The sequence below is a fragment of the Ignavibacteriota bacterium genome, from assembly GCA_019637995.1.
Taxonomy (GTDB): domain Bacteria; phylum Bacteroidota; class Ignavibacteria; order Kapaibacteriales; family UBA2268; genus JANJTB01.
Window position 1 is genome coordinate 394,966 of record JAHBUQ010000003.1, and the last position, 23,435, is coordinate 418,400.

General features: G+C 34.3%; 21 protein-coding genes. 8 read left to right on the plus strand and 13 right to left on the minus strand.

What is annotated here, in order from left to right:
- Positions 1 to 444 precede the first annotated feature (444 nt).
- The 8 genes from KF896_13760 to KF896_13795 all read right to left on the minus strand — a co-directional run bounded on the left by KF896_13760 (position 445) and on the right by KF896_13795 (position 9,382).
- Positions 445 to 1,224 (minus strand): VOC family protein, encoded by a 780-nt coding sequence (locus tag KF896_13760; GenBank protein ID MBX3044773.1) that lies wholly within the window; start codon positions 1,222 to 1,224, stop codon positions 445 to 447.
- Positions 1,225 to 1,305: 81 nt separating this feature from the next.
- Positions 1,306 to 1,992 (minus strand): alpha/beta hydrolase, encoded by a 687-nt coding sequence (locus tag KF896_13765; GenBank protein MBX3044774.1) that lies wholly within the window; start codon positions 1,990 to 1,992, stop codon positions 1,306 to 1,308.
- A gap of 2 nt (positions 1,993 to 1,994) precedes the next feature.
- Positions 1,995 to 3,251 carry an SO_0444 family Cu/Zn efflux transporter gene (locus tag KF896_13770; protein ID MBX3044775.1) on the minus strand — a complete coding sequence of 419 codons (1,257 nt, stop codon included), beginning with the start codon at positions 3,249 to 3,251 and terminating at the stop codon, positions 1,995 to 1,997.
- A 126-nt stretch (positions 3,252 to 3,377) separates the two neighbouring features.
- Entirely contained in the window at positions 3,378 to 3,977 is a 600-nt protein-coding gene (purN, locus tag KF896_13775; GenBank protein ID MBX3044776.1) for a phosphoribosylglycinamide formyltransferase, read from the minus strand.
- A 120-nt stretch (positions 3,978 to 4,097) separates the two neighbouring features.
- Positions 4,098 to 5,480: a sigma-54-dependent Fis family transcriptional regulator gene (locus KF896_13780; protein ID MBX3044777.1), complete on the minus strand. Its 1,383-nt coding sequence runs from the start codon at positions 5,478 to 5,480 to the stop codon at positions 4,098 to 4,100.
- Positions 5,477 to 7,453 (minus strand): PAS domain S-box protein, encoded by a 1,977-nt coding sequence (locus KF896_13785; GenBank protein MBX3044778.1) that lies wholly within the window; start codon positions 7,451 to 7,453, stop codon positions 5,477 to 5,479. The genes KF896_13780 and KF896_13785 overlap by 4 nt, the downstream gene beginning before the upstream one ends.
- Before the next feature lie 341 nt (positions 7,454 to 7,794).
- Entirely contained in the window at positions 7,795 to 8,916 is a 1,122-nt protein-coding gene (locus KF896_13790; GenBank protein ID MBX3044779.1) for a hypothetical protein, read from the minus strand.
- A 73-nt stretch (positions 8,917 to 8,989) separates the two neighbouring features.
- A complete protein-coding gene (locus tag KF896_13795; protein MBX3044780.1) occupies positions 8,990 to 9,382 on the minus strand; it encodes a hypothetical protein in 393 nt (130 codons plus the stop codon).
- Between the two features lie 579 nt (positions 9,383 to 9,961).
- Between KF896_13795 and uvrC the strand changes: the two genes are divergently transcribed.
- A complete protein-coding gene (uvrC, locus tag KF896_13800; GenBank protein ID MBX3044781.1) occupies positions 9,962 to 11,809 on the plus strand; it encodes an excinuclease ABC subunit UvrC in 1,848 nt (615 codons plus the stop codon).
- A 118-nt stretch (positions 11,810 to 11,927) separates the two neighbouring features.
- Here the strand turns inward: uvrC and infC are convergent, their stop codons facing one another.
- Positions 11,928 to 12,431, minus strand: a complete 504-nt coding sequence (gene infC, locus KF896_13805) for a translation initiation factor IF-3 (GenBank protein MBX3044782.1) — start codon at positions 12,429 to 12,431, stop codon at positions 11,928 to 11,930.
- A 288-nt stretch (positions 12,432 to 12,719) separates the two neighbouring features.
- Between infC and pgi the strand changes: the two genes are divergently transcribed.
- A complete protein-coding gene (gene pgi / locus KF896_13810; GenBank protein MBX3044783.1) occupies positions 12,720 to 14,366 on the plus strand; it encodes a glucose-6-phosphate isomerase in 1,647 nt (548 codons plus the stop codon).
- Between the two features lie 85 nt (positions 14,367 to 14,451).
- Here the strand turns inward: pgi and KF896_13815 are convergent, their stop codons facing one another.
- Genes KF896_13815 through KF896_13825 form a run of 3 tightly spaced genes read right to left on the minus strand, consistent with a single transcriptional unit; the run spans position 14,452 to position 16,592 of the window.
- Entirely contained in the window at positions 14,452 to 15,081 is a 630-nt protein-coding gene (locus KF896_13815) for a tetratricopeptide repeat protein (GenBank protein ID MBX3044784.1), read from the minus strand.
- A gap of 46 nt (positions 15,082 to 15,127) precedes the next feature.
- On the minus strand, positions 15,128 to 16,078 hold the full coding sequence (murQ, locus tag KF896_13820) for an N-acetylmuramic acid 6-phosphate etherase (GenBank protein ID MBX3044785.1): 951 nt from the start codon (positions 16,076 to 16,078) through the stop codon (positions 15,128 to 15,130).
- A 1-nt stretch (position 16,079) separates the two neighbouring features.
- Positions 16,080 to 16,592: a hypothetical protein gene (locus KF896_13825; GenBank protein ID MBX3044786.1), complete on the minus strand. Its 513-nt coding sequence runs from the start codon at positions 16,590 to 16,592 to the stop codon at positions 16,080 to 16,082.
- 199 nt (positions 16,593 to 16,791) lie between these two features.
- Between KF896_13825 and KF896_13830 the strand changes: the two genes are divergently transcribed.
- The 6 genes from KF896_13830 to KF896_13855 all read left to right on the plus strand — a co-directional run bounded on the left by KF896_13830 (position 16,792) and on the right by KF896_13855 (position 22,408).
- The gene (locus tag KF896_13830) at positions 16,792 to 17,574 is read left to right on the plus strand and encodes an SDR family oxidoreductase (GenBank protein MBX3044787.1); all 783 of its coding nucleotides are present in this window, start codon (positions 16,792 to 16,794) and stop codon (positions 17,572 to 17,574) included.
- A gap of 19 nt (positions 17,575 to 17,593) precedes the next feature.
- Entirely contained in the window at positions 17,594 to 19,408 is a 1,815-nt protein-coding gene (locus KF896_13835; protein MBX3044788.1) for a long-chain fatty acid--CoA ligase, read from the plus strand.
- A gap of 26 nt (positions 19,409 to 19,434) precedes the next feature.
- Positions 19,435 to 20,451, plus strand: a complete 1,017-nt coding sequence (locus KF896_13840; GenBank protein MBX3044789.1) for a chemotaxis protein CheB — start codon at positions 19,435 to 19,437, stop codon at positions 20,449 to 20,451.
- 11 nt (positions 20,452 to 20,462) lie between these two features.
- On the plus strand, positions 20,463 to 21,152 hold the full coding sequence (locus tag KF896_13845) for a serine/threonine protein phosphatase (protein MBX3044790.1): 690 nt from the start codon (positions 20,463 to 20,465) through the stop codon (positions 21,150 to 21,152).
- Positions 21,153 to 21,235: 83 nt separating this feature from the next.
- Complete coding sequence (locus tag KF896_13850) at positions 21,236 to 21,994, plus strand: enoyl-CoA hydratase/isomerase family protein (protein MBX3044791.1); 759 nt, start codon at positions 21,236 to 21,238, stop codon at positions 21,992 to 21,994.
- Positions 21,995 to 22,408: a putative toxin-antitoxin system toxin component, PIN family gene (locus KF896_13855; GenBank protein ID MBX3044792.1), complete on the plus strand. Its 414-nt coding sequence runs from the start codon at positions 21,995 to 21,997 to the stop codon at positions 22,406 to 22,408. It begins immediately after the preceding gene.
- Between the two features lies 1 nt (position 22,409).
- Here KF896_13855 and KF896_13860 read toward each other — a convergent pair whose 3' ends face one another.
- On the minus strand, positions 22,410 to 23,435 hold the full coding sequence (locus tag KF896_13860) for a serine/threonine-protein phosphatase (protein MBX3044793.1): 1,026 nt from the start codon (positions 23,433 to 23,435) through the stop codon (positions 22,410 to 22,412).

Below are 23,435 nucleotides of genomic sequence, written 5' to 3' on the forward strand. Positions count from 1 at the left end.
AGATTAGCGTTAATATAGAAGTTCACTTAGTAGTGTTGAGTTTAACTTATGGGTATGCGGGAATAGAAATCTGCCGATATTTAATATGGGTAGAAATAATTAATTCTTTGATATTATTTTAAAAAGTACTCATATTAATTTATATGATTTAAATAGATTGCCCCTAACTTGGTAGTTAAGCACCAAGCGAGCCGATTCCATTTCCTGCAACAATTTTTAAAGATTCCGACTAAAATCAGTGATTTATAAATTTAATTGTAAAAGGCGAACATAATAGCTCGCCTTTGCTTTATTTGGTTATTATTATTACTAAACTACTACCTCATCCCCACCTTAATTACAAATTAATTTATCTGAATTAGAAAAAAATATTTCGAATTAATAAACCAATCTCACTTTTATAAATTACCACATAAAAATAATGGGGCTGAATATTAATAACACTTATACAGGCATTTCGAGTAGTCCAAGAGCACCACCTTGTGGATCCTGGATTACAGCAAAATAGCCGACATCTTCAACAAATAATTTTTGCATAAGGACTTTACCGTTCATCTCCTCAGTAACTGAAAGCGCTTTATCAATGTCTCTGACTCCAAAATATGGAAGCCAGTGAGCAGGAATATCCTTCATCTCTTCAGTCATTTCGTACATTCCTGCAACCATCATTTCATCTAAATTAAATAATGTATAAAGATTCTTTCCCATAGGTGAAGTTGTTGACGACCACCCAAAAGTCTTTTCATAAAAGGGTATAGCATTTTCACGATTAAAACATCCCTCTTCGAACCAGCAGACTGAGCCTGTTTCACCATAGTATGCAAATCCCTGCATATTCATTGCCTGCCAAATGCCTACATAAGCACCTTCAGGGTCCTGAAGAATTGCCATGTATCCTTCATCCATCACTTGCATTGGCGGCATCACAACTTTGCCAGCATTTCGTTCTGCTTTGACGCAAGTCGCAGCTGCATCATCAACAGCGATGTAGCTTGTCCAGAAAGGAGGCATATTCATATCTGCCTGCTCTTTCGGCATAAGACTCAATGCCGCAACAGGCTGACCTTTGAGATTGAGCATTGTATAAACCATGTCTTCACCGACAGGAACATCCATAGTTTCCCATCCGAAAACTTTGCTGTAAAATATTTTTGCACCGACAGGATCGGTGGTTGCTAAATCGAGCCAACAAAAAGTGGCATTCTGATTTGTATAAGTGCCCATTTTTTAAAACTCCAAAATAATGATGAATAAATAAATGAATAATATTGTATAGATATATATTATACAATATTTAATTTTACGTTAGCCTTGAAAAAATGTTTCAATTTCATAAATAAGTCTTTCAAAATTTATTTTATCAATTGGGTGTTCTGTATCCGGAAGTACTGCGAAACTTGCCTTGTTTAAATTTCTAAATGCATCATAACTTTCAACTATACTTACCATTTTGTCTCGGTCACCGACTGAAATTCTCACGTGATTGCATATTTCAGCTAATTTTGATTTGTTTATTAAAGGATTATTCCCAATATTAATAATCATTCGGGCAGTTTTTTCAAGGAGTTGAGTCCAGCACTCACCATGAAGCGATTTTAAATATTCAGCAAATTTGGGCACTTTATCAATGATTTTTTGGGGATTAAGCATTTTGGATTCAATAGCAGCAGACTCAGGAGTCCAATCGAATTTTGTTGCAAGCGTCATTATATTTGAAAGATTTTCAGGATATTTTGAAGCATAATTTAATGCAACATATCCGCCCATGCTGTATCCAAATACATCAGCTCCAAATAATGATTCTTCTGATATGAAATTATGCAAATCCTCAGTGAATTGCTCTATACTTAATTCGCCTTCAAATTCCGAGCGGCTGCCATGTCCGGAAAAATCAAATTTGTAAACACCGAAATTGGATTTAAGTCTTTGCTCAATTGGCTCGAATTGCACAGCAGCGCCGATAGCACCATGTAAAAGTATTATATTATTCATATTTATTTAACTATTTTATATCCTACATCATTTATTTCTTTTTCAAATTCATTCATATCAAACTTACCTTTTACGTATGCCAGACCTTCATCAAGCCTTATATTTATTTCATCAATCCCCTTTATTTTAAGTGCTGTACTGCTAACTGTCGAAACGCAGTGGTTACAGGTCATACCCGAAATCATTATTTTTTGAATACCATCATCAATAATTTCAGGTCTCTTATTATTGAAATATTTGGAAAAATATTTTCTGTAAAATGACATTATAATCATCACAAAAAATACAATCCCTAATATGAGCTTCATATCATCAGAGAAAAACATATCCGAGTGTTCGTGGCTGTGATGATTATGAATAATGGAGCCTTCACCCCACAAATAATATACAAAATCAAGTAAATATCCCATCATTATTGACAGAACTGCAATAGCTGTCAGATAAAGCATAGTTACTTTTTTCCCGAGAGATTTTGATATTATTGTAATGCTTGCAGCATTTGTAGCAGGACCGACTGCGAGAAATACAAATGCAACACCTGGGCTGAATCCTTTCATCAGAAGTGCCATTGCAATTGGAATTGATGCTGTTGCACAGACATACATAGGCGCTCCGATTAGTATCATCAGAAGCATTCCAAGAATACCTGAATTGAATCCGGTTTCGGCAAAATAATCATTTGGGATAAAATATGCAATCAATCCGGCAATAATTACACCTGCTACAAATTGCACCGATATATCATCAAGAAACTCGACGAAAGAATAATTAAGTGTTTTTTTTATTTTCTCTTTTGTCGAAATCACTTTTTGAGTTTCAACTGTCCTGACCGCTTCAAATTGAGTCAATCCGATAAATTTCGGCTTTGCAGTGCTTTCCTTATCCTCATCTGAAATCAATCTTACAGCCAAGCCACCGAAAATCCCCATAACTAAAGCAGCGAAAGGTCTGAATATTGCAAAAAGTGGTCCAAGCATACCATAAGTAGCAATAATAGAGTCAATTCCGGTTTGTGGTGTGGAGATAAGGAACGATACAGTAGCCCCTTTTGAAGCTCCACTTTTGGACATATAAACTGCTGTAGGCACAACTCCGCACGAGCACAAAGGGAGTGGAATGCCAAATAAGGATGCTTTTAGTACCGACCAAAAGTTATTTTTTCCAATTTGCCTGGAAATTAAATCTTTACTGACAAAGTAGTTTAATAATGCTACAAAAATCAATCCTAATATAATATATGGCGACATTTCAAGAAACATTAAAACTATTTCCCGAAATATCCCGCTTGTTAATTCAAACATTTTGTGATTTATACTATTTAATATTAAAAAAATACTTCATTAAAGTAGTATGAGCAATTAAATTATTTTGCAAAACTAATTATTTTAAGTAATTATTTCTTCTTTTTCAAGTAATTCGATTACATTCGGATACAACTTATGCTCAGCTTTCAACACCCTTTCAGCAAGTGTTTCGGGGCTGTCATCGGCTAATACAACTACTTCCTTTTGAAGCAATATCCTGCCACGGTCGTATTCGCTTTCAACCAAATGAACAGTAGCCCCGCTAATTTTATTACCTGCTTCGATAACTGCTTTATGAACATTTATTCCATACATACCTTCACCACCAAATTTAGGAAGTAGTGCAGGATGAATGTTTAGCACTCTTCCATTCATTCGAGCGATAACTTCAGAAGGCAGTTTTTTCATATATCCAGCCAAAACAATCAAATCAATTTTGAATTTTTCTAAAATTTCTATAATAAATTTTGCTCTTTCATTATCATCAGGATGAGTTACAGAGCTGACATGATAAACCAGCAAGCCGAAAGCTGCAGCTTTTTCACAAGCTCCTGATTTGGAATTATTCGTAATCAGTACAGCAGGATTTGATTTTAATCTACCGTCTTTAATTGCATCAAGAATTGCTTGCATATTACTTCCGCCATGTGAAGCAAAAAAAGCTATGTTGAATGTTTTCATATTTGATTCAGATATAATTAGTAAAATAATATTGTTAAATTTTGCTTACATTGAAATACAATTACATGAATTGCAGTTCTAATATCATTAACTTTACCTACGAGTCAGTCACAGCAATATTTATTTAATCCCATATTTGGATATTTTGTACCTGATTGTACGCTCGCTTATATTAAGCATTTCTGCAGCTTTTACCTGATTGCCGCCTGATATTTCAAGAGCTTTATGAATAAGTGATGATTCAAGTTGCTCAACTTTCAGATTCAAATCTCCCAGCTCAAAGCATGAATCATCTGTAGTTTCTGAAGATTTGATGTTTGACGCAACAATTTCTCTTGGCAGGTCATCAATTGTAATAATATTTCTTCTTGAAATTACAACAGCTCTCTGAATGATATTTTCAAGTTCGCGAATATTTCCGGGATAATCGTATTTCATCAGCAAATCAATTGCCTCTTTATCCACTCCGCTTATTTGTCTGCCATTAATTTCAGAATATTTATGAAGGAAATATTCAATTAATGGTTTGATGTCAGAGCGACGTTTTCTGAGTGGTGGAATTTCTATTGTAACCACGTTCAATCTGTAAAGCAAATCTTCACGAAATTCCTTATTTGAAATCATTTCCTCAAGATTTCGATTAGTAGCCGATACAATTCTAACATTTGTTTTGATAGTTTTCTCACCACCGAGCCGTTCGATTTCGCCAAATTGTAGTGCTCGCAGCATCTTGACCTGCACAGCCAAAGGTATATCGCCAACTTCATCAATAAATAATGTTCCGGTATCTGCTTGCTCAAATTTGCCGATTCTGGTTTTCACAGCACCGGTAAATGCTCCTTTTTCGTTTCCGAAAAGTTCGCTTTCAAACAAAGTTTCGGGAAGTGCGGCACAATTAACTACTACAAACGGATTTGCTTGTCTGTTGCTTGCATCGTGAATAGCGCGTGCGATAAGTTCTTTGCCCGTTCCGCTTTCGCCTCTTATCAATACACTTGCTTTTGAATCTGCAACTCTCGAAGCAATACTCAGCACTTCTTCCATTGCAGAGCCACTATATATAATTGAGCTGAATGATACTGCATTTATGCTTGAACTTATATTATCAAGCAGACTTTTATTATCATCAAGCACATTTATTTTGTCTTCAGTTTTGGCAATCAACTCAAGGACGTGGCTTAGTTCAATTGGTTTCTGGATAAAGTCGGTGGCACCATATTTCATCAAATCAACTGCATCATCAATTTCGCCATAAGCAGTAGATATTATTACTGTAATCTCAGGATTAATTTCCTTGACTTCAGTCAGAAGTTCTTTGCCGGTTTTGCCGGGCATTTTCAAGTCCGAAATAATTAAATCAATCTGATTATTTTTAAAAAAACTCACGGCTGAATCAACATCAGCAAAATCAAATACTTTATATCCTTTTTTTTCAAGAAATCCTTTAATCGGAATTCTTTGATTATCTTCATCATCTACGAGTATTATTTTAAAATTTTTCATGCTTTTTTTAACACAACAAAAAATGTTGTTCCTGTACTATTTGATTCAAAATATATTTTACCATCGTGCTCTTCAATAATTTTATTCACAATTCCGAGTCCAAGACCCGTTCCTTTGCTTTTAGTAGTGAAATATATATCAAAAATTTTATCCTTTATTTCGTCATTTATTCCGGCGCCAGAGTCCGATATGGTTACAATCCAATCCTGAACGCTATCCTTAATTTGTATAAGAATTTCACTATTTTCATTTGAAGCATCTAAAGCATTTTGAATTAAATTTATAAATACCTGCTGAATTTTATCTTTATCAATATTTGCAAATATATTATTTTCTGACTTATAATTGATGCTGATACTTTTTTCTAAAGCTGATGATTGTAAAAGATTAACTGCATTGATTACAGGAATATTCAAATCATCTTTTTTGATACTCATTTTACTTATTTTTGAAAATTCTAAAAATTGAGAGATAATTTTGTCAATTCTTTTAATTTCCTGCCGAACTGTATGCACAAGTTCAAAATAATGCTCTTTGTCCTGATTCGGTTCAAATTCAAACTCAAGCCGTTGTGCAATTACATTTATTGCATTCATAGGGTTCCGAATTTCATGTGCTACACCGGCAGCAAGCGTAGCTGTTGCTTTTAGCTTTTCGTTTCTTTGTTTTATTTCTTCGGCTTGTTTAATTTGCGTTATATCACGTATGACAGCAATTGAAATATATGGCTCTTCATTTGAATCAATTATAGCTGACGTACTGTAAGCAAGAATTAATTTATCCCCATTTTGTCTTGTATGTTCTATTTCATTATATCCAAAAGATTTTCCTGCAAGAATTGATTCTGACAGATTTAAAAATCCAATGTCGAAAATGAAATCAATCTTTTTCCCTAAATCAATTTTTCCAAATAGTGATTCTGATTTATGATTATACAAAATAATATTCTGATTCTTATCAATTCCGATAACACCTTCATTAATATTTGAAAGTAAAATACTTGTATAATCAAGCATTTGCTTATACTCTTCGCGTAGCTTGATATGTCTTGAACGCTGATATATAAAGGCACTAGTACCAAATGCTATAAGGAAAAGCCCAAGAGAAAGCACTATTGTTCGCCTTGTATTACTTTGATTTATAGCTCTTACTTTATCTAAAGACAGTCCAAGCCGCAAGTACAAATCATCATCTTCATTTTCGATTTTGATAACAGATTCAAGTATTTTCTTTTCATTGTAATCAACAATTCTGCTGAATTTGGAATTGGTTTCATTGAGATTTTGCATTTCTGCATCACTATCAACAGTTGACAATGGCAGAATAGTATGTGTAGCGGCAATCAATCCGATTTCATCCTGCAGGGCAACATATTCAATCTCAGGGTTATCGCTGAAATCATTGATGAGTTTTCCAATGCCTATTGATTTCCTTAGGTCAAGTAGCTTTGATTCATCTATTCCTCCTACAATCAAACTTTTCTTGTCGTGAAATTCTCCGCCAACAATGTAATATAAATTTCCTTTGACTTCATGAACGCCCAAATCCAGCCAGAAATACACCTCTTCACTTACATATCTCAAATATTCATTTAAGCGCTCATCCAAGTCATCAAGCGATTTAACATCAAGGTTACTGACTACTCCATACCTATCCAAAAGAAACAGGAAATCTAAATCATACATTTCTGCAAATTCCTGCATTTGCTTTTTTGTAAATCTCTTGTGGGTATTCAAATGGTCAGCAAGTGATGAGGCAGCAACAAGTGAATTGACGATTTCATCACGAATAATTTCATTGGTTTTTATATTGTTTTCGATTGATTGCTTGAGTGCATATATCATATTCTCAGATTCTGAACGACTCATATCAAACAAATAATCTTTTGTCTCGTTCAGCTCAAAATAGGAAAATACTGCAACCGAAATTGCCAATACAAAAGCTGAAATTGATATTAAATAAATTCTTTTCAATATTATATTAGTTCATTTTCAAAAATATCATATTTTAAAACTATAAAGGTCAGTTCAATATGATTATTGTTTATTGTCTGGCAGAAAAGTAATTCATTTGGAAAATATATTACTACAAGTCAAACTGAGCGAAGCGTAAAGCCATGTTTTTGTACAGACTTCGACTACGCTCAGTCTGACAAATTGTGTCATCGTTTATATTTTTTAATTTTAGTGATCTCCACCTTAGTGTGACCACTTCTTGAATAATACTAATCTGTCTGACAATATTTACAAAAATAAAAAATATTTTCCTAATTAAAGGAAAATATTATTATTGGTAATTTATTTGTTCATTTATATCAAATGCCAAGCTCTATGCCGAGAATTATGAAATTGCCTTTATAATTCATCATATCAAAGTTTGAAGAGTTGTAAAAATTATAATAATCTAAAATAATTTTCATATTATTCAATAAACTTTTTTCAAAATTTATTCTCCTTTCAAAACTTATTCCGAAATTGATACTTTTATCCTTTCTTACTTCATAATCATCATCAAACATATTTACTTCGTAATTATATTCTTTATCGGATAATGAATATGAAACAGTGCTTTTAATATCAAACGGCAAAATATGAGTCAGTTTTAATGAGTAAGTTGAATTTACAAAGCTGAATGGGTCATCAAAGAATTCACTGTCACCTGCGAAATCATAGCCGATATAATTTACAGGAGTATCGTAATAATTCAGAGCGTTACTTCCTTCATACTGAACACTTATTCCTGTTGATTCTATTATATTTTGTGCAATCTGCACGGAATATCTTAACTGTAATGCCGAACTTCCGAAATTAGTTTGAACCCTGCCGCCTCTTGTAAATGTCATATCAGCTGCATCATCGGGGATTGAGTAATAAAACTTTGTGTGAAGATTTGAGCTAAGCTTAATTGCTGTTTTTGTTTGAAAAGACTTATTTAGTGTGATACCACTTGAATTTTCAATAAAATCAAGTTCATTAAGCAAGTTAAATGTTTTGTACTTGAAATCTGAATTTAAATTAAGTATAAAACCTTCATCAATTAAACGGGTATAGCCGATTCCTGCAAAATACTGTCTTGTATCCGAGTTGTCATCTAAATTAACTGCCTGACGCATCAGGAGAGTGCCGTAAATACTAAGAGATGCGTTCTCATCTGAATTTGTGTATCCCGAATATCCGGTACCAAGAAATGCAGATAAATAATTCCTTTCAGAGAAGTTGAAATATTGAGCAATTCCGGCTCCACCCCATAAATTAAAGTTATCATTAGCTGAATACGAAAGACTCAAACTATTTGATGAGATCGGAGAGTTGAATGCTGTTCCATTAAACGAATTAGCAGTATATCCTGATTGAGAATTAAAATCAACATCAAGCTGAGAAAAACACAAGTTAATTGACATCATCAAAATTACACTATTTACAATTAGATTTTTCATATTAATAACTCTCCTGATTAAATTCAATTAAAATGCCGGTCTGTCATTCTATTGAAAGACCGGCATCATAAGATTACTTGTTACCGCGTTTTCTAAGACCGGTTTTTGAGCCTTCGCCGGCACCTGAGCCATCCATTAATCTCTGACGAACTGCACTGCCTGCATTATCACAAACACCATCACCATCTGCATCTACAAAATTCAATCTTTTACCTTTGCCTTGAGGATTACCGGCATTATCACAAACGCCATCGCCATCTGCATCTACAAAGTTTGGAGCTGCCGGATTATTCTTATTGAGTTTCTTTGGAGTTCCGGTATAGTTGTCACATACACCATCACCATCTGCATCAACCCAGTTAGTCTGGAGTTTTTTCTGAAGCATTTTGCCATTTTGAGCAAATGCATCGGTATTAAGAGTTACAGTAAGAATTACTGCTGCGAGGATTATCATCATCTTTTTCATTGGTTTACCTTTTAGGTTATAATTATTAAAAAACATTTTATTTTACTTTTCTGCACGCGTACAATTGTAGTTATACAAATGCCGTGCCAAGAACACAAGTCGATTATTAATATAGTACTTGCAAAATCATTCAAGTTTTTTACAAATTATTAATCGTCAATTATTGTAGTACTTTGCTTCATTACCGACAAAAATGTCGAAAAGTTATCAATTTCAGTTTATAATAATCTCTAATGAAATTGAAACCTACAAAGCTAATTATAAAATGATTGTTTTTTGCATGGTTCTGTCCTGATATTGGCTATTCAAAATAGTTCGGATATTGACACGTTAAATTTTTTATAAAAAACATTTAGAAATAAATTATGGAAATCAACAGGTAACATGAACCGTGACAACTTCGATGGCAGCTCATATGATGCAGAATCTGATTTGAAGATGCTCGGTTTTCAAATGTATAATAACGAAACTGGTCGTTTCAAAACGCCGGACCTTTCGAGAGCATATTTCTTGTAATTGAGATAAAAAAATAAATCTATTATGCTTGTGAATACAAACAATTGTCAATAACAAATTACTATGTTAAAAGAAAAAACGCATAATTACCCTAATGAGGATTTTAGAGATAAAGTGATGAATTTGCCGACCAAGCCAGGAATTTATCAATATTTCAACTCCTTGGATAAAATCATCTATATTGGCAAAGCAAAGAACTTAAGAAATCGGGTAAAGTCATATTTCCAGCAAGGGCGTCACTTGGATGCCAAAACTAAAGCGCTGATATCACATATTTTTAGATTTGAATATATAATAGTTGATTCCGAAACCGAAGCATTGCTTCTCGAAGATAATTTAATAAAGCAACACAGACCCAAATACAACATTCTGCTCAAAGACGATAAATCATATCCGTTTATACGTTTTACAAATGAAGCATATCCAAGAGTATTTCAGACAAGGCAGATTGTGCGTGACGGCTCAAAATATTTCGGACCATACACTGATATCCGGCAAGTCCGAAATATGCTGAAAATTATCCGAACTCTTTTTTTGATACGCAGTTGTGATTTGGCGATATCTGAAGATACAATAATGAAAAAAAAGCACAGAATCTGTCTTGATTTCCATATAAAAAAATGCGAAGGTCCATGCGAAGGTCTTGTCAGTAGTCAGTCATATAATGATAACATTCGCAATAGTATAAAAATTCTTCAAGGTAAGACGCGGGAAGTTGAGAAAATTCTCGAAAATCAAATGAATGAACTTAGCGAAAACCTCGAATTTGAAAAGGCGGCTGTTGTTCGTAACAGGTTTTTATTGCTCAAAGAATATTCATCCAAACAAAAAATTATTTCAGCAGATTTAGTTGACCGTGATGTTTTCGGAATTGCAAAGATTGACGACACGGCTTGCTCAATTGTGCTAAAAGTAAGAGAAGGTAAACTCATAGGCAAGCGGCATTATATCGTCAAAAATGCTGCAGAACTAAGTTATGAGAGCATTCTGCAACGCACGATTGAGAAATGGTATCTTGAAAGTGATTTTATCCCTTATGAAATTTTACTTCCTAATGAAACAGATGAATTTGAATACATTTCCGGTTGGCTTGCTAACCTTAGAGGCAAATCTATTGATTTTCAGATACCTCAAATCGGTGATAAGAGACGAATTATCGAAATGGCGAATTCCAATGCAGAATATGTTATCAGAGAGTACAATCTTGCTCTTGAAAAGCGAGATCAGGTAATACCAAGACCGGTTTTATCACTGCAGCGGGATTTACGCCTAAATAAACCACCGAGAATAATTGAGTGCTTTGATAATTCGCACCTTCAGGGAACTGATTTGGTGTCTTCTATGGTTTATTTTGAAGATGGCAAACCCAAGAAGTCAGAGTATCGTAAATTTAAAAATAGAACTGTAAATCAAAATGATGATTTCGCTGCTATGCGTGAAGCTGTCGAAAGGCGTTATTCACGACTGATTGAAGAGGATAAGCCTTTGCCTGATTTGATAATAGTTGATGGCGGAAAAGGTCAGTTATCATCAGCATATTCAGTTCTTGCAAAGCTTGAAATTACAGATAAAGTCCAGATAATCGGGCTTGCAAAACGGCTCGAAGAAGTATTTCTGCCCGGAAAGAGCGAAGCAATTAATCTACCCCGTACTTCGAGCAGTCTGAAGCTAATTCAAAAGCTTAGAGATGAAGCCCATAGAGTTGCGATTACTTATCACAGGCAACTACGCTCAAAACGAACTATTGCAACAAATCTAAGTGATATTAAGGGAATTGGCAAAAAGACAGGCGAGAATCTGCTCAGAGAGTTCGGCTCGATTGAAATCATCAAAACGATTTCTGATGAGGAATTATCAAAAATATTAAATAAAACTCAAATCAAAAATATTCGTGAATATTTTGCTATTTGACATAACTTGATTTGAATTATAATAGATGTGATTTGTTTTAAAAAATAAACCTTCCGAAATTTTAATTTTTTGGAAGGTTATAAATAGCATATTTTCAATTAAAATTAATGCAAATATTTTACTTTTTCTTAGTTTTTTGAGGGCTCATAATAACAGACAAATTTCTTCCTTCCATTCTTACAGGAGAGTCAACTTTGGCAATATCCTGTAGTTCAAGAACAAATCTTTCCAATAGCTCTTTACCAATTTCCTGATGTGTTATTTCACGACCACGGAACATAACCGAGGCTTTAACTTTGTTGCCTTCTTCGAGAAATTCACGTGCATGACGAGTTTTGAAATTGAAGTCATGAGTATCAGTACGCCACTTGAAACGAATTTCCTTCATAAGTTGTTGTTGCTGATTTTTCTTAGCAAGTTTTTCTTTTTTCTGAATTTCATAAGAAAACTTACCATAATCAATTAGTTTACAAACAGGCGGTTTCGCTTGCGGGGCAATTTCTACAAGGTCAACTTCTTTCTCTTCAGCCATTCTCAGGGCTTCTCGGGTTGACACTACACCTAACATATTACTGTCGGCATCTACTAATCTGACTTCCGGTACTTTAATCTCGTGATTGATTCTATGTGAGCGTTGTGGTTCTCTACCGCCTCTTGCAGGCGCTGATGGATTAAAAAAAATTGACTTCAAGCATTCCTCTAATAGTTAATAATAATTTTATTGAGATTTATAAAATTTTCGACTACAAAATTAATGATAATTCCTATTTTATCCTAATAAAAAATGAAATTTGTTACTAAATTATTGATAAATAGTTAATTTAGTATAAATTTTGCAATTTCTTTAGCTTTTTTCGTAATTGTAATAATAAAAAAGTGAATTTATATAATTAATATTTGGGTAGTGAAAATGTTTGATAATCAAAAAAATGAAGTGTGGTATCAATTAGAAAATCACAAAATTGAAATTGACAAAACATCAATTAAACAGTTATTTAAAGAAGATCAATATCGTTTCAAAAAATATTCAATTAGTTTTATGGATACTATATTCGATTTTTCAAAGAATATAATAAATGAGCAAACTTTAGACTTATTGATAAAATTGGCGGAAAGTTCGGATTTAAAGAGTAAAATCGATGCTATGTTTACCGGCGAAAAGATAAATTTTACAGAGAAAAGAGCCGTATTGCATACTGCTCTAAGGAATATGTCGGACAATCCTGTATTTGTAGATGGTCATAATGTGATGCCCGATGTAAAAAATGAATTGGAAAAAGCAATGAGCTTTGCAGAATCTGTTAGAAACGGAATTCATAAAGGGTTTTCGGGCAAGTCAATCACAGATGTGGTAAATATTGGAATTGGCGGTTCGCATCTTGGACCTGATATGGTTTGCACAGCTTTATCACCATACTCCGGTTCTGTATCTGTACATTTTGTTTCAAATGTTGACCCCACAGACATTTCCGAAAAGCTCAGGAACTTAATTCCCGAAACAACATTATTTTTGATTGCTTCAAAGACATTTACAACCCAAGAAACAATGTCTAATGCAGGCAAAGCCAAAGAGTGGTTCTTAAATAATTCCGGTGCAGGAAGTGAGGCAATCGCTTATCATTTTGCAGCTTTATCTACAAATATATATGCTTGCAAATCATTTGGAATTGCAGAGCAAAATATTTTTGGATTCTGGGATTGGGTAGGCGGCAGATATTCTGTTTGGTCTGTTATTGGTCTGTCAGTAGCAATTTCGATAGGCGCTGATAATTTTAAGAAATTTCTAAATGGTGCATATCAGATGGATTTACATTTCCGAAATAGTGATTTTGCTAAAAATATTCCTGTTTTGATGGCACTAATTGGAGTATGGTATGCGAATTTCTGGGGTGCATCAACTCAAGCTGTAATTCCTTATGATCAATATTTGCTCAAATTTAGCGAATTTTTACAACAACTTGATATGGAAAGTAATGGCAAGAGAATCAATTACAGCGGAGATGAGGTGAGTTACACAACCGGACCCGTAATTTGGGGAACAATTGGAACAAATTCCCAACATTCATTTTTTCAGCTGTTACATCAGGGCACCCAGATGATTCCTGCAGACTTTATTGCAGGTATAAACAGTCGCTCTGGCGACCAAAATCAGCACAGTATCTTACTCTCAAACTTTTTTGCTCAAACCGAAGCTTTAATGAGAGGCAAGAATCATGATGAGGTCAAATCAGAGCTTGAAGCAGCTGGATTAAGCGAAAATGACATTAATTTACTACTGCCTCACAAAATATTTCCGGGAAATAAGCCTACAAATACTATTCTTTACAAAGAACTCACTCCGGAAACACTAGGTATGCTGATTGCAATTTACGAGCATAAAGTTTTCGTTCAGGGTGTTATTTGGGAGCTAAATTCATACGACCAATGGGGTGTGGAATTAGGAAAACAGCTTGCTAAAGGTATTTTGAATGACTTTGCCAATCAAGGCGAAATCAATTCACACGACGCCTCAACAAATGCACTTATCAATTATTATAAAGACAATATGAAAGTATAGCAAAATGATAACACATGAAATGCATTACACACTTTTAAAAAATAAATCAAGAATATATACTCCTGATTTTGAGCAAAATGGACTGTTAGTCTTTAGATACTAACTCTTCGATAAGTCTTTCAACTTCGGACTTCAAGGGTGCATCTTTGCCTGACAGCTCCAAATATTTATCAAAATCCCGTAGGGCTAAATCATTGTTTTTCAAAACTTTATATGTTATAGCTCTGCCGTAATAAGCTTGTGCATACTTTGGATTAACACTTATAGCTTTAGAATAATCACTAAGTGCATTTTCATCTTCTTCAGCATAGTAATATACATTTCCTCGTGCGTAGTATGCTTCAGCAGAATTTGGATATGACTCCAAATGCTTGGTAAAGTCTTCAATTGCTCTGTTGAGATTATTTAACTGTGTATTAGTAAGGCCTCGTGCATAATATAAATCTTTTAGATTGGCATCAAACTGAGCTGCTTTATTCAAATCAATCAGCGACTGATTATAATTTTTCAAATGATAGTAAGCTATACCTCTGCCAAAATATGCAGGAGCATAATTAGCTTTGGTTTCAATAACTTTTGTATAATTTTGAATTGCAACATCAAAATTATTACTTTTCAAAGCATTAAAAGCAGTTTGAATCTGGCTAGCCTGCTGAGAAAATAAAAATGGGACGTTAAAAAATACAACTAAAATTAAAAATAATCTTCTAATCATAATAATTCTCAAAAATGTAATTCTAAATATTTTTAAAAATAAGAAATTATTTTGAATCACTGTTCAACTTTTTAGCAATTTCAATTGCCTGGCGTACAAATCCACCTGTTGAAGCAAGTAAGTCAATAGATTTTTCATAATCAACACTTCCCAAAATCATAACAAGAGCACTTTTGACATGCCCATTTGATATCATCAAATAATATTCAGCCGTATCATAATCCACTTCACAAATTCTCATGATGATTCTTTTTGCACGCTCTTTTAGCTTTTCATTAGTAAGTTGAAGGTCAACCATCACATTGCCTAATGTCTTACCCAGCTTAATCATTGATGCAGTTGTAAGCATATTCAAAACAAGCTTCTGTGCAGTTCCGGATTTCATGCGGGTTGAGCCTTCTACAACTTCTGGACCTACATCTGGGCATATAGCAACATCAATATTCAGTCCTAAAGATTCGATATGCTCGCGTGAAGATGTAGTTACAAAAATCGTGAAACATCCTAAAGATTTTGCATATTCAAGCGCTCCGCGTACATAGGGAGTTCTTCCTGAAGCTGCTATTCCACAGACAATGTCACGACTATTCAGTGATGTATCAATAAGTACTTCCCGTCCACCTTCATAGCTGTCTTCAGCACCTTCCTGAGCTTTAAATATTGCAGCAGTACCGCCGGCAATAATTCCTTGTATCATCTCACTGTCTGTTCCAAAAGTAGGTGGACATTCGGAAGCATCAACTATTCCAATTCTGCCACTAGTTCCGGCTCCAACATAGAAAAGTCTGCCACCATTTCGAAAGCCGCTGACAATTCTGTTAACAGCAGTCTCAATATAAGGCAACTCCTTTTCAACAGCGAGAGGAACAAGTTTATCTTCATTATTTATAATTTCAAGTATCTCAAATGTAGAAGCAATATCAATTGATCTGCTGTTTGGGTTATTTTGCTCTGTCCTTAGAGATTTTATTTCATCGAATAACGTGCTTGCGGGCATCTTAGTCCTTCAAATTTAATTGCTCTTTAACTTTATTATAATCATTCCAATCTATATCTTTATATGTTTTCGACCTGTAAAAAGCATCGTCAAAATATACAGCTTTGATTCTCATAGCATCTTTTGGAGCAGTTGCAATGCCGGGAATCGTATTCCTGTAATCAATATACAGAAACTGAAGATTATGAGAAAACCATAATTCATCCGAATAAACTACATCATTATCAGTCCAGAATATCCTTGTTGAAGGAAGAGCTTCCCAAGCATCGAACTGATTCAGATAATATACCATTACTCCTACGTAATCATAGTTAGAAAAACCTGAAGTTGGTAGTCTGAACTCCTGATACCACTGTATTGAATTATTTGGCACCTGTCTCCAACCGTTAGGATTAAGGGTATAAAATTCAGTACGGATATTTGCGTAGTAATTATCATTATAAACAGGATTCTCGGTGCATCCTATAATAAGTATTACAAGAAATGTAGCGATTAAAACTGATATTCTTTTCATTTTACTTTCTCCATATTATGATTTTATTTTTGTAGAACGAAATAAATATAAAAATTGTTGCAAAATAATTTTTTACACTTTATTTTAATAGAAGACATAATAAAATATTTAAAAAGAAAAAATAACATTTTTTTTACTAAAATCATTTGTATATATTTGTATTATATTATTTGAAATATTAAAAATTTATTGTATTAAAATGAAAGTAAATCTTTCTGATAAAACCGCTCTGATATGCGGAGCATCTAAAGGTATTGGTAAAGCCATTGCTATGCAGCTTGCCGAATCCGGTGCTAATGTGATTATAACAGCCCGCAACATAAAAGATTTAATGGCTGTAAATTCCCAACTTGGTGGCAACGGCAAACACAATTACATAGCTGCAGACTTTCAGGAACCGGAGAAAGCTGTGAAAATAATAATTTCTCAGCTTCCATCAAAGGGATGCATTGATATACTTGTCAATAATTCCGGCGGTCCTCCTGCCGGGAAGATAATCAAAAATGAAATCGAAGATTTTCGTCTGGGAATTGAAAGGCACCTTTTTGCATCTCATTTATTGGTAAAAGCATTATCACCGGCGATGGAAGAAAGGCGATGGGGCAGAATTTTAAATATTATTTCAATATCGGTCAAACAACCGATTGATAACTTAGGCGTCTCAAATACTGTCAGAGGTGCTATGGCAAGCTGGGCTAAAACTCTTGCAGGAGAACTTGGTCCATCAGGTATTACTATTAATAACATTCTTCCCGGACAGACCGCAACTGCAAGATTATTCTATCTTATTGAAAATATGGCAAAAAATTCAGGGAAGCAAACCTCCGAGGTTGAGGAACAATTAATTTCTCAAATTCCTGTAGGAAGATTTGCCAAACCTGAAGAAATAGCTTATCTTGCGGCTTTTCTTGCTTCCGACTTTGCAGCATTTATTAATGGTACGAGTATTCCGGTAGATGGAGGATTTTTGAAATCATTATAGTATTTCAAGAATAATTATTATGAAAAACATCAAGAAATATAAAAATATTCCTGAAAGATTTGTCGAAAGATGCCATTTATCATCAAACTTGGGTAAACCGGCATTTAGATTTAAAAAAGATGGATTCTGGATTGAAATGTTACATAATGAGTTGCTTGAAAAAGTAACGTGTATGGCGCTGGGATTGCTTGAACTTGGTATAAGGCATGGCGACCGAATAGGGATTGTATCCGAAAACAGAATCGAGTGGATAATTTCCTCACTTGCTATCAACTGTATTGGCGCTGTTGATGTTCCACTTTTTCCAATTTTAACATCTAAACAAATAGAAGATATTTTTGGGGACTGCTCTGCAACAGCGGTAATTGTTTCGAATAATTATCAGCTTTCTAAAATTCTCGAATTTAAAGACAGACTGACTTCTTTGAGGCAAATCATCCTTATGAGCGAAGAGGAGCAGCCCAGAGATGTTTTTGTCCATAATTTGAATAATATAATTGCCAGAGGATGCGAGCTTAGGACCTCAAACGAGAGAATGAATTTGATTCAGGAGCAAATCGAGAAAATCAAACCTGATGATTTGATTACTTTGATTTATACAAGCGGTACAACCGGTAATCCAAAAGGCGTAATGCTCTCTCACGGCAATATATTATCTAATATTGATGGTTCAATGGCATTGCTTCCTGATTTATCAAATCATGAATCGCTGATGTATCTTCCATTGTGCCACTCTTACGAAAGAATTGCAGGATTTTATACATTGTTTTTCTTTGGAACATTAATATCGCTTGCCGAATCAATCGAAAGTGTTCCGGCTAATGTAAGTGAAATTAAACCATCTTTGATTACTACTGTTCCAAAAATGCTTGAAACAATGAAAAAGAAAGTTTACATCAGCATTGATAAAGAAAGTAAAATAACTAAGACTATGTTCAATTGGGCAGTAAGTATTGGCGAAAAGAAAAGCAGACTTGATTCTGAAAAAAAATCTAATCCTATAGTAAATGCTCAGTATAAAATAGCAGAAAAAATTGTTTTATCTAAAATCAGAGCTAAGCTCGGTGGAAGAATGAAACTTTTTGTCTCAGGTGGAGCACCAATGTCGCCTCAGGTTGGTAATTTTTTCCAGGCTATTGGCATAACAGTACTTCAAGGCTACGGTTTGACAGAAGCTTCACCCGTTGTTTCTCTCAATTCTTATGAAAATAATGAAATTGGTACTATTGGACTTCCTCTTCCAAATATTGAAGTAAAAATTGCCGCAGATGGTGAAATTCTGGTCAAAGGACCAAATGTGATGAAAGGCTACTGGAATGACCAAGCCGCAACAAATGCCGCAATTGACCCTGAGGATTGGCTTTATACAGGTGATATTGGTGAATTTACTTCTAAGGGCAATTTAAAAATTACAGATAGAAAAAAGAATCTGTTTGTGTCATCAGGTGGCAAAAATATCGCTCCCCAGCCGATAGAAAATTTGATATGTCATAGCAGATATATTGATAATTGTGTATTAATTGGTGACAACAGAGAGTATATTACCGCTCTGATTACACCAAATTTTGAACAATTAGAGTCACTTGCCAAAGGTTTTGGTATAGAATATGCTAATGTAACTGAACTGATTAGCAATGATAAGATTATCACTCATATTAAGCAGGATATTGATTTTTATCAGAAGGATTTGTCAAAATTTGAAAGAATTCGTAGGTTTCAGTTGTTGTCAGAGCCATTTACAGTAAATGGTGGTGAATTAAGCCCAAAAATGAGTGTTAAACGTCACATAGTGGAAAGAAAATATTCTGATCTGATTGAAACAATGTATAAATAAGAAAATGAAATTATATTAAGTGAATTATGAATAAGAAAATTTTAGTAGTGGAAGATGAGTTAGTCGGCGCCTTGCTTTTGAAAAGACTCTTGATTAAATCCGGTTATGATGTTGTAGTTGCTAATAATGGCAACGAAGCAATAGAACATCTCAAAAAAGAAGCATTTGATGCTGTTCTTACTGACTGGATGATGCCGCAAACCGATGGTATTGAACTTATTAAATACATCAGGAAAAAAATTGACCCGATTCCATACCTCATACTAATCACAGCTTTAGTTTCTGAAGGTTCGAAGCAATATGCAGTCGAATCCGGTGCGGATGATTTCATTGCCAAACCTGTTGATATTGACGATTTGCTTGTCAGACTTAAAGACGGATTAGACAGACAACAACAAGTCAAACCTGCCGTTTCGGTTACTGTTGTATCGCGGGAAATTGATGTGAAGCCACCTCATGTATGTGTTGCGATTGCCTCAAGTACAGGTGGTCCACCGACATTGATGCATGTTTTCAAAAATCTTGAATGGAAGAATAATGCCGCTTATCTTGTAGTTCAGCATGGACCCGCATGGATGCTTGAGACTTTCTCTGACAGACTCAGAAAAGAGTCAGGTATGCCCGTGAATCTTGTTGCTAACAGAATGATAATACAACCCGGCACTATATACCTTGCACCCGGTGATAAGCATATTCGTGTTGATAAAGAATCTTATCATGTTGTAATTGATAATGGTCCAAAAGAAAACTTTGTTCGTCCATCGGCAGAGCCGCTTTTCAGAAGTGCTGCCGATGCTTATGGTAAATTTTGCATTGGTGTTGTTCTTACAGGTTTGGGAAGAGACGGGGCTCAGGGCGCTGCAAGCATTGTAGGTGTGAAAGGCACTGTCATTGTTCAGGATCCTGATACTTGTATAGCTCCTTCAATGCCTAATACTGTTATTGAAAGTGGTATTCAGCACCGTAAAGTACCATTCCAGGATTTGCCAAAGGCAATTTCAGAAACAGTGTTTCCGCTTGCAGCTAATTTGAAACGTTCTTAGCAAGTTCAAAAATGAGCAACAAATTATATATCATTGGCGATGTACATGGATGTAGTCAAACTCTGCGGGGATTAATTTCTACTTTCGATGAACTTGTTGCAGATGATAAGATAATCTTCATTGGGGATTTAATTGACAGGGGTCCCGACTCAATGTCAGTCCTTGACCAAATACTTGAGTTGAAAGATAAGGGAATTGAAGTCATTATTATCCGTGGAAATCATGAGCAGATGATGCTTGATTCGATAAATAACTCCAAATCAATGAAATTATGGTTCCGTAATGGAGGGCTTGCTACTTTGGATAGCTTCGGAGTCTATCATCCCGGTTTTATAGAGGATAAATATTTAGAAATTATTTATAATTCCAAGTATTACTACGAAACAGAAAAATTCGTTATTGTTCATGCCGGAATGAATTTTAATATCGAAAATCCCTTTAACGATAAAGCCAAAATGCTTGCTGTTAGAATTGAATCCTGTGATATTGAAAAAATTGGCAACAGAAGACTTATAGTTGGTCATACTCCATATCCTCTTGATAGTATAAAGTCCTCGCTTTCGTCCGATTTAATCAGGCTTGACGGTGGATGCGTTTATCACAGGAAAGTCAATGGTTTAGGCTATCTTGTTGCTTTAGAGCTAAATTCTTTTGAACTTTTCCATTATCAAAATGCCGAAAATATTGATAGTTTGATATAATTACAATCATTACAAAATTATACTCAATATTTATTTTTTTGCTGCGTATAGCAATATTTATATAATTTTAATCAGGAAATAATATGCAGAATGAAGGATATGTAAATCTTAGTGTTCAGGATAAAGTAGGAATAATCACATTTTATCACCCAAAGAGCAATTCACTTCCCGGAGATATATTAAGAAAGTTAGCTGATACTATCAGTGAAGCATCAAATCATAATGATGTTAATGTTATAGTCCTGAAAAGTGATGGCGAGAAAGCTTTCTGTGCAGGTGCTTCATTTGATGAACTTGTTGAAATAACTGATTTTGAAACCGGCAAAAAGTTTTTTATGGGTTTTGCTAATGTAATTAATGCTATCAGAAAATGTCCAAAATTTGTTATTGCAAGGGTTCAGGGTAAAGCAGTTGGTGGTGGTGTAGGCTTGGCAGCAGCAGCTGATTACACTTTTGCATACCAAGATGCATCAATTAAACTCAGTGAATTTGCCTTGGGAATAGGTCCTTTTGTTGTTGGTCCTGCTGTAGAGAGAAAGATTGGTAACTCTGCTTTTGCTCAGATTTCGACAGATACTGATTGGTATAATTCGACATGGGCGCTTAATAAAGGACTCTATAGTAATGTTTTTTATACAATTGATGACTTGAATACTGCTGTAACTCAGCTTGCCGTCAAGCTTTCCAATTTAAGTCCTGATGCAACCCGTGAACTTAAGAAAATATTCTGGGAAGGCACTTCAGATTGGGACAAATTACTGGAGAGCAAAGCCGAAATTAGCGGAAGGTTAGTACTTTCGGACTTTACTAAAAATTATATCAAAGATTTCAAGAGTAAATAATTGAAAATTGTAATTGATACCAACATCCTTATTTCCTATTGTTTAGGCAATGAGGATGTTAATTATTTTCTAAACTATATTTTTGTTCATAAAATTGATGTCTATACTGATAACAGACTTTTACATGAATATAAAACAATATTTAATCGGAAAAAATTGAATTTAAATCCTGAATTTAAGGAAAACTTATTAGAAAGAATTAGCAATTATTTTCAGGAAATAGAAGTTCATGATAAGTCATTAAAATTTAATCCTGACCGTCAGGATTCCAAAATCATCGAAATTGCAAATACTGCAAATTGTGATTATATAATAACTGATGATAAGCAACTTCTTAGAAACTCAACTCATCTTACAAAAGCAAAAGTAATATCAAGCAAAGACTTTAGATATTTGTTAGAAAATATGAAGTGAATTATTTAATCAAAATTCGCATAATTGAAAAGTCATCGTCAAGCGAATCTTCAAAACTTATATCGTTGATATGCTGATATAATTTGTCTAAAATATTATCATCGTCATTGTTTTCTGAAAGATAGGTAGCAAGTTCTTCAATAGTCCAGTAATCCTTTTCATTCAAAGGAATTTCATAGGCACCGTCTGAATAGAGAAAAAGTTTGTCCCTGGAATCTAATCGGCAAGTTTTTTCTACAAACTCAAAGTCTAAACCACCTATAAACAAATTATCGCACTCGAGTAATTCTGAGCTTCCGTCATTCTTCAGCAGTATAGCCGGTGGATGACCGGCTGAAGCATAAACCATCTCGCGAGTAGAACAATTATATACGCCATACCACATAGTAAAGAACAAATTGTTATGATTTTTCATATCAAACATTTTGTTAAGTGATTTGAACACACTTTTTGGACTGTTGAAATTCGTATTTGGTAAATTGAAATAGTTGATAGTATTTACTACCGAAACAGAGTATAAAGCTGACTGCACACCATGACCGCAAACGTCAAGCAAATATAAAGCAATATTATGCCCGTCTAATTTTTTATACCCAAATAAATCCCCACCTAATTTAGACGAAGGAATAAACTTCCAGTCAATCTTTAACTCTGAGGAGCTGTCCTTAAGCGGCTTTGGCAGAATTGACTTAACGTAATTAGCAGCTTTAGCTAATTCCTTGTTTATGATGCCAAGAAGTCTTTCCTGGTTTTCGTTTGCTATAGTAAGGTTTTCATTTTGTTCTTCAATCTGGACATTTTGCTTTTTCAGAATTGCTTGAGCATTTCTCAGTTTTAGCTGTGTATTATCTGATATTTTTACAAGTTTAACAGCCTGATTGAGTAAATTCAAATATGAATTGGCAAAATCTTTAACTTCATTTTTTTCTATTGGATTAGCATCTATAAAGTTGCTGAATTCGTTATAAATCTCGAATTCGTGAAGAAATACTTTTTCGGCTTCATCTAAATTTTTTATATCAACCAT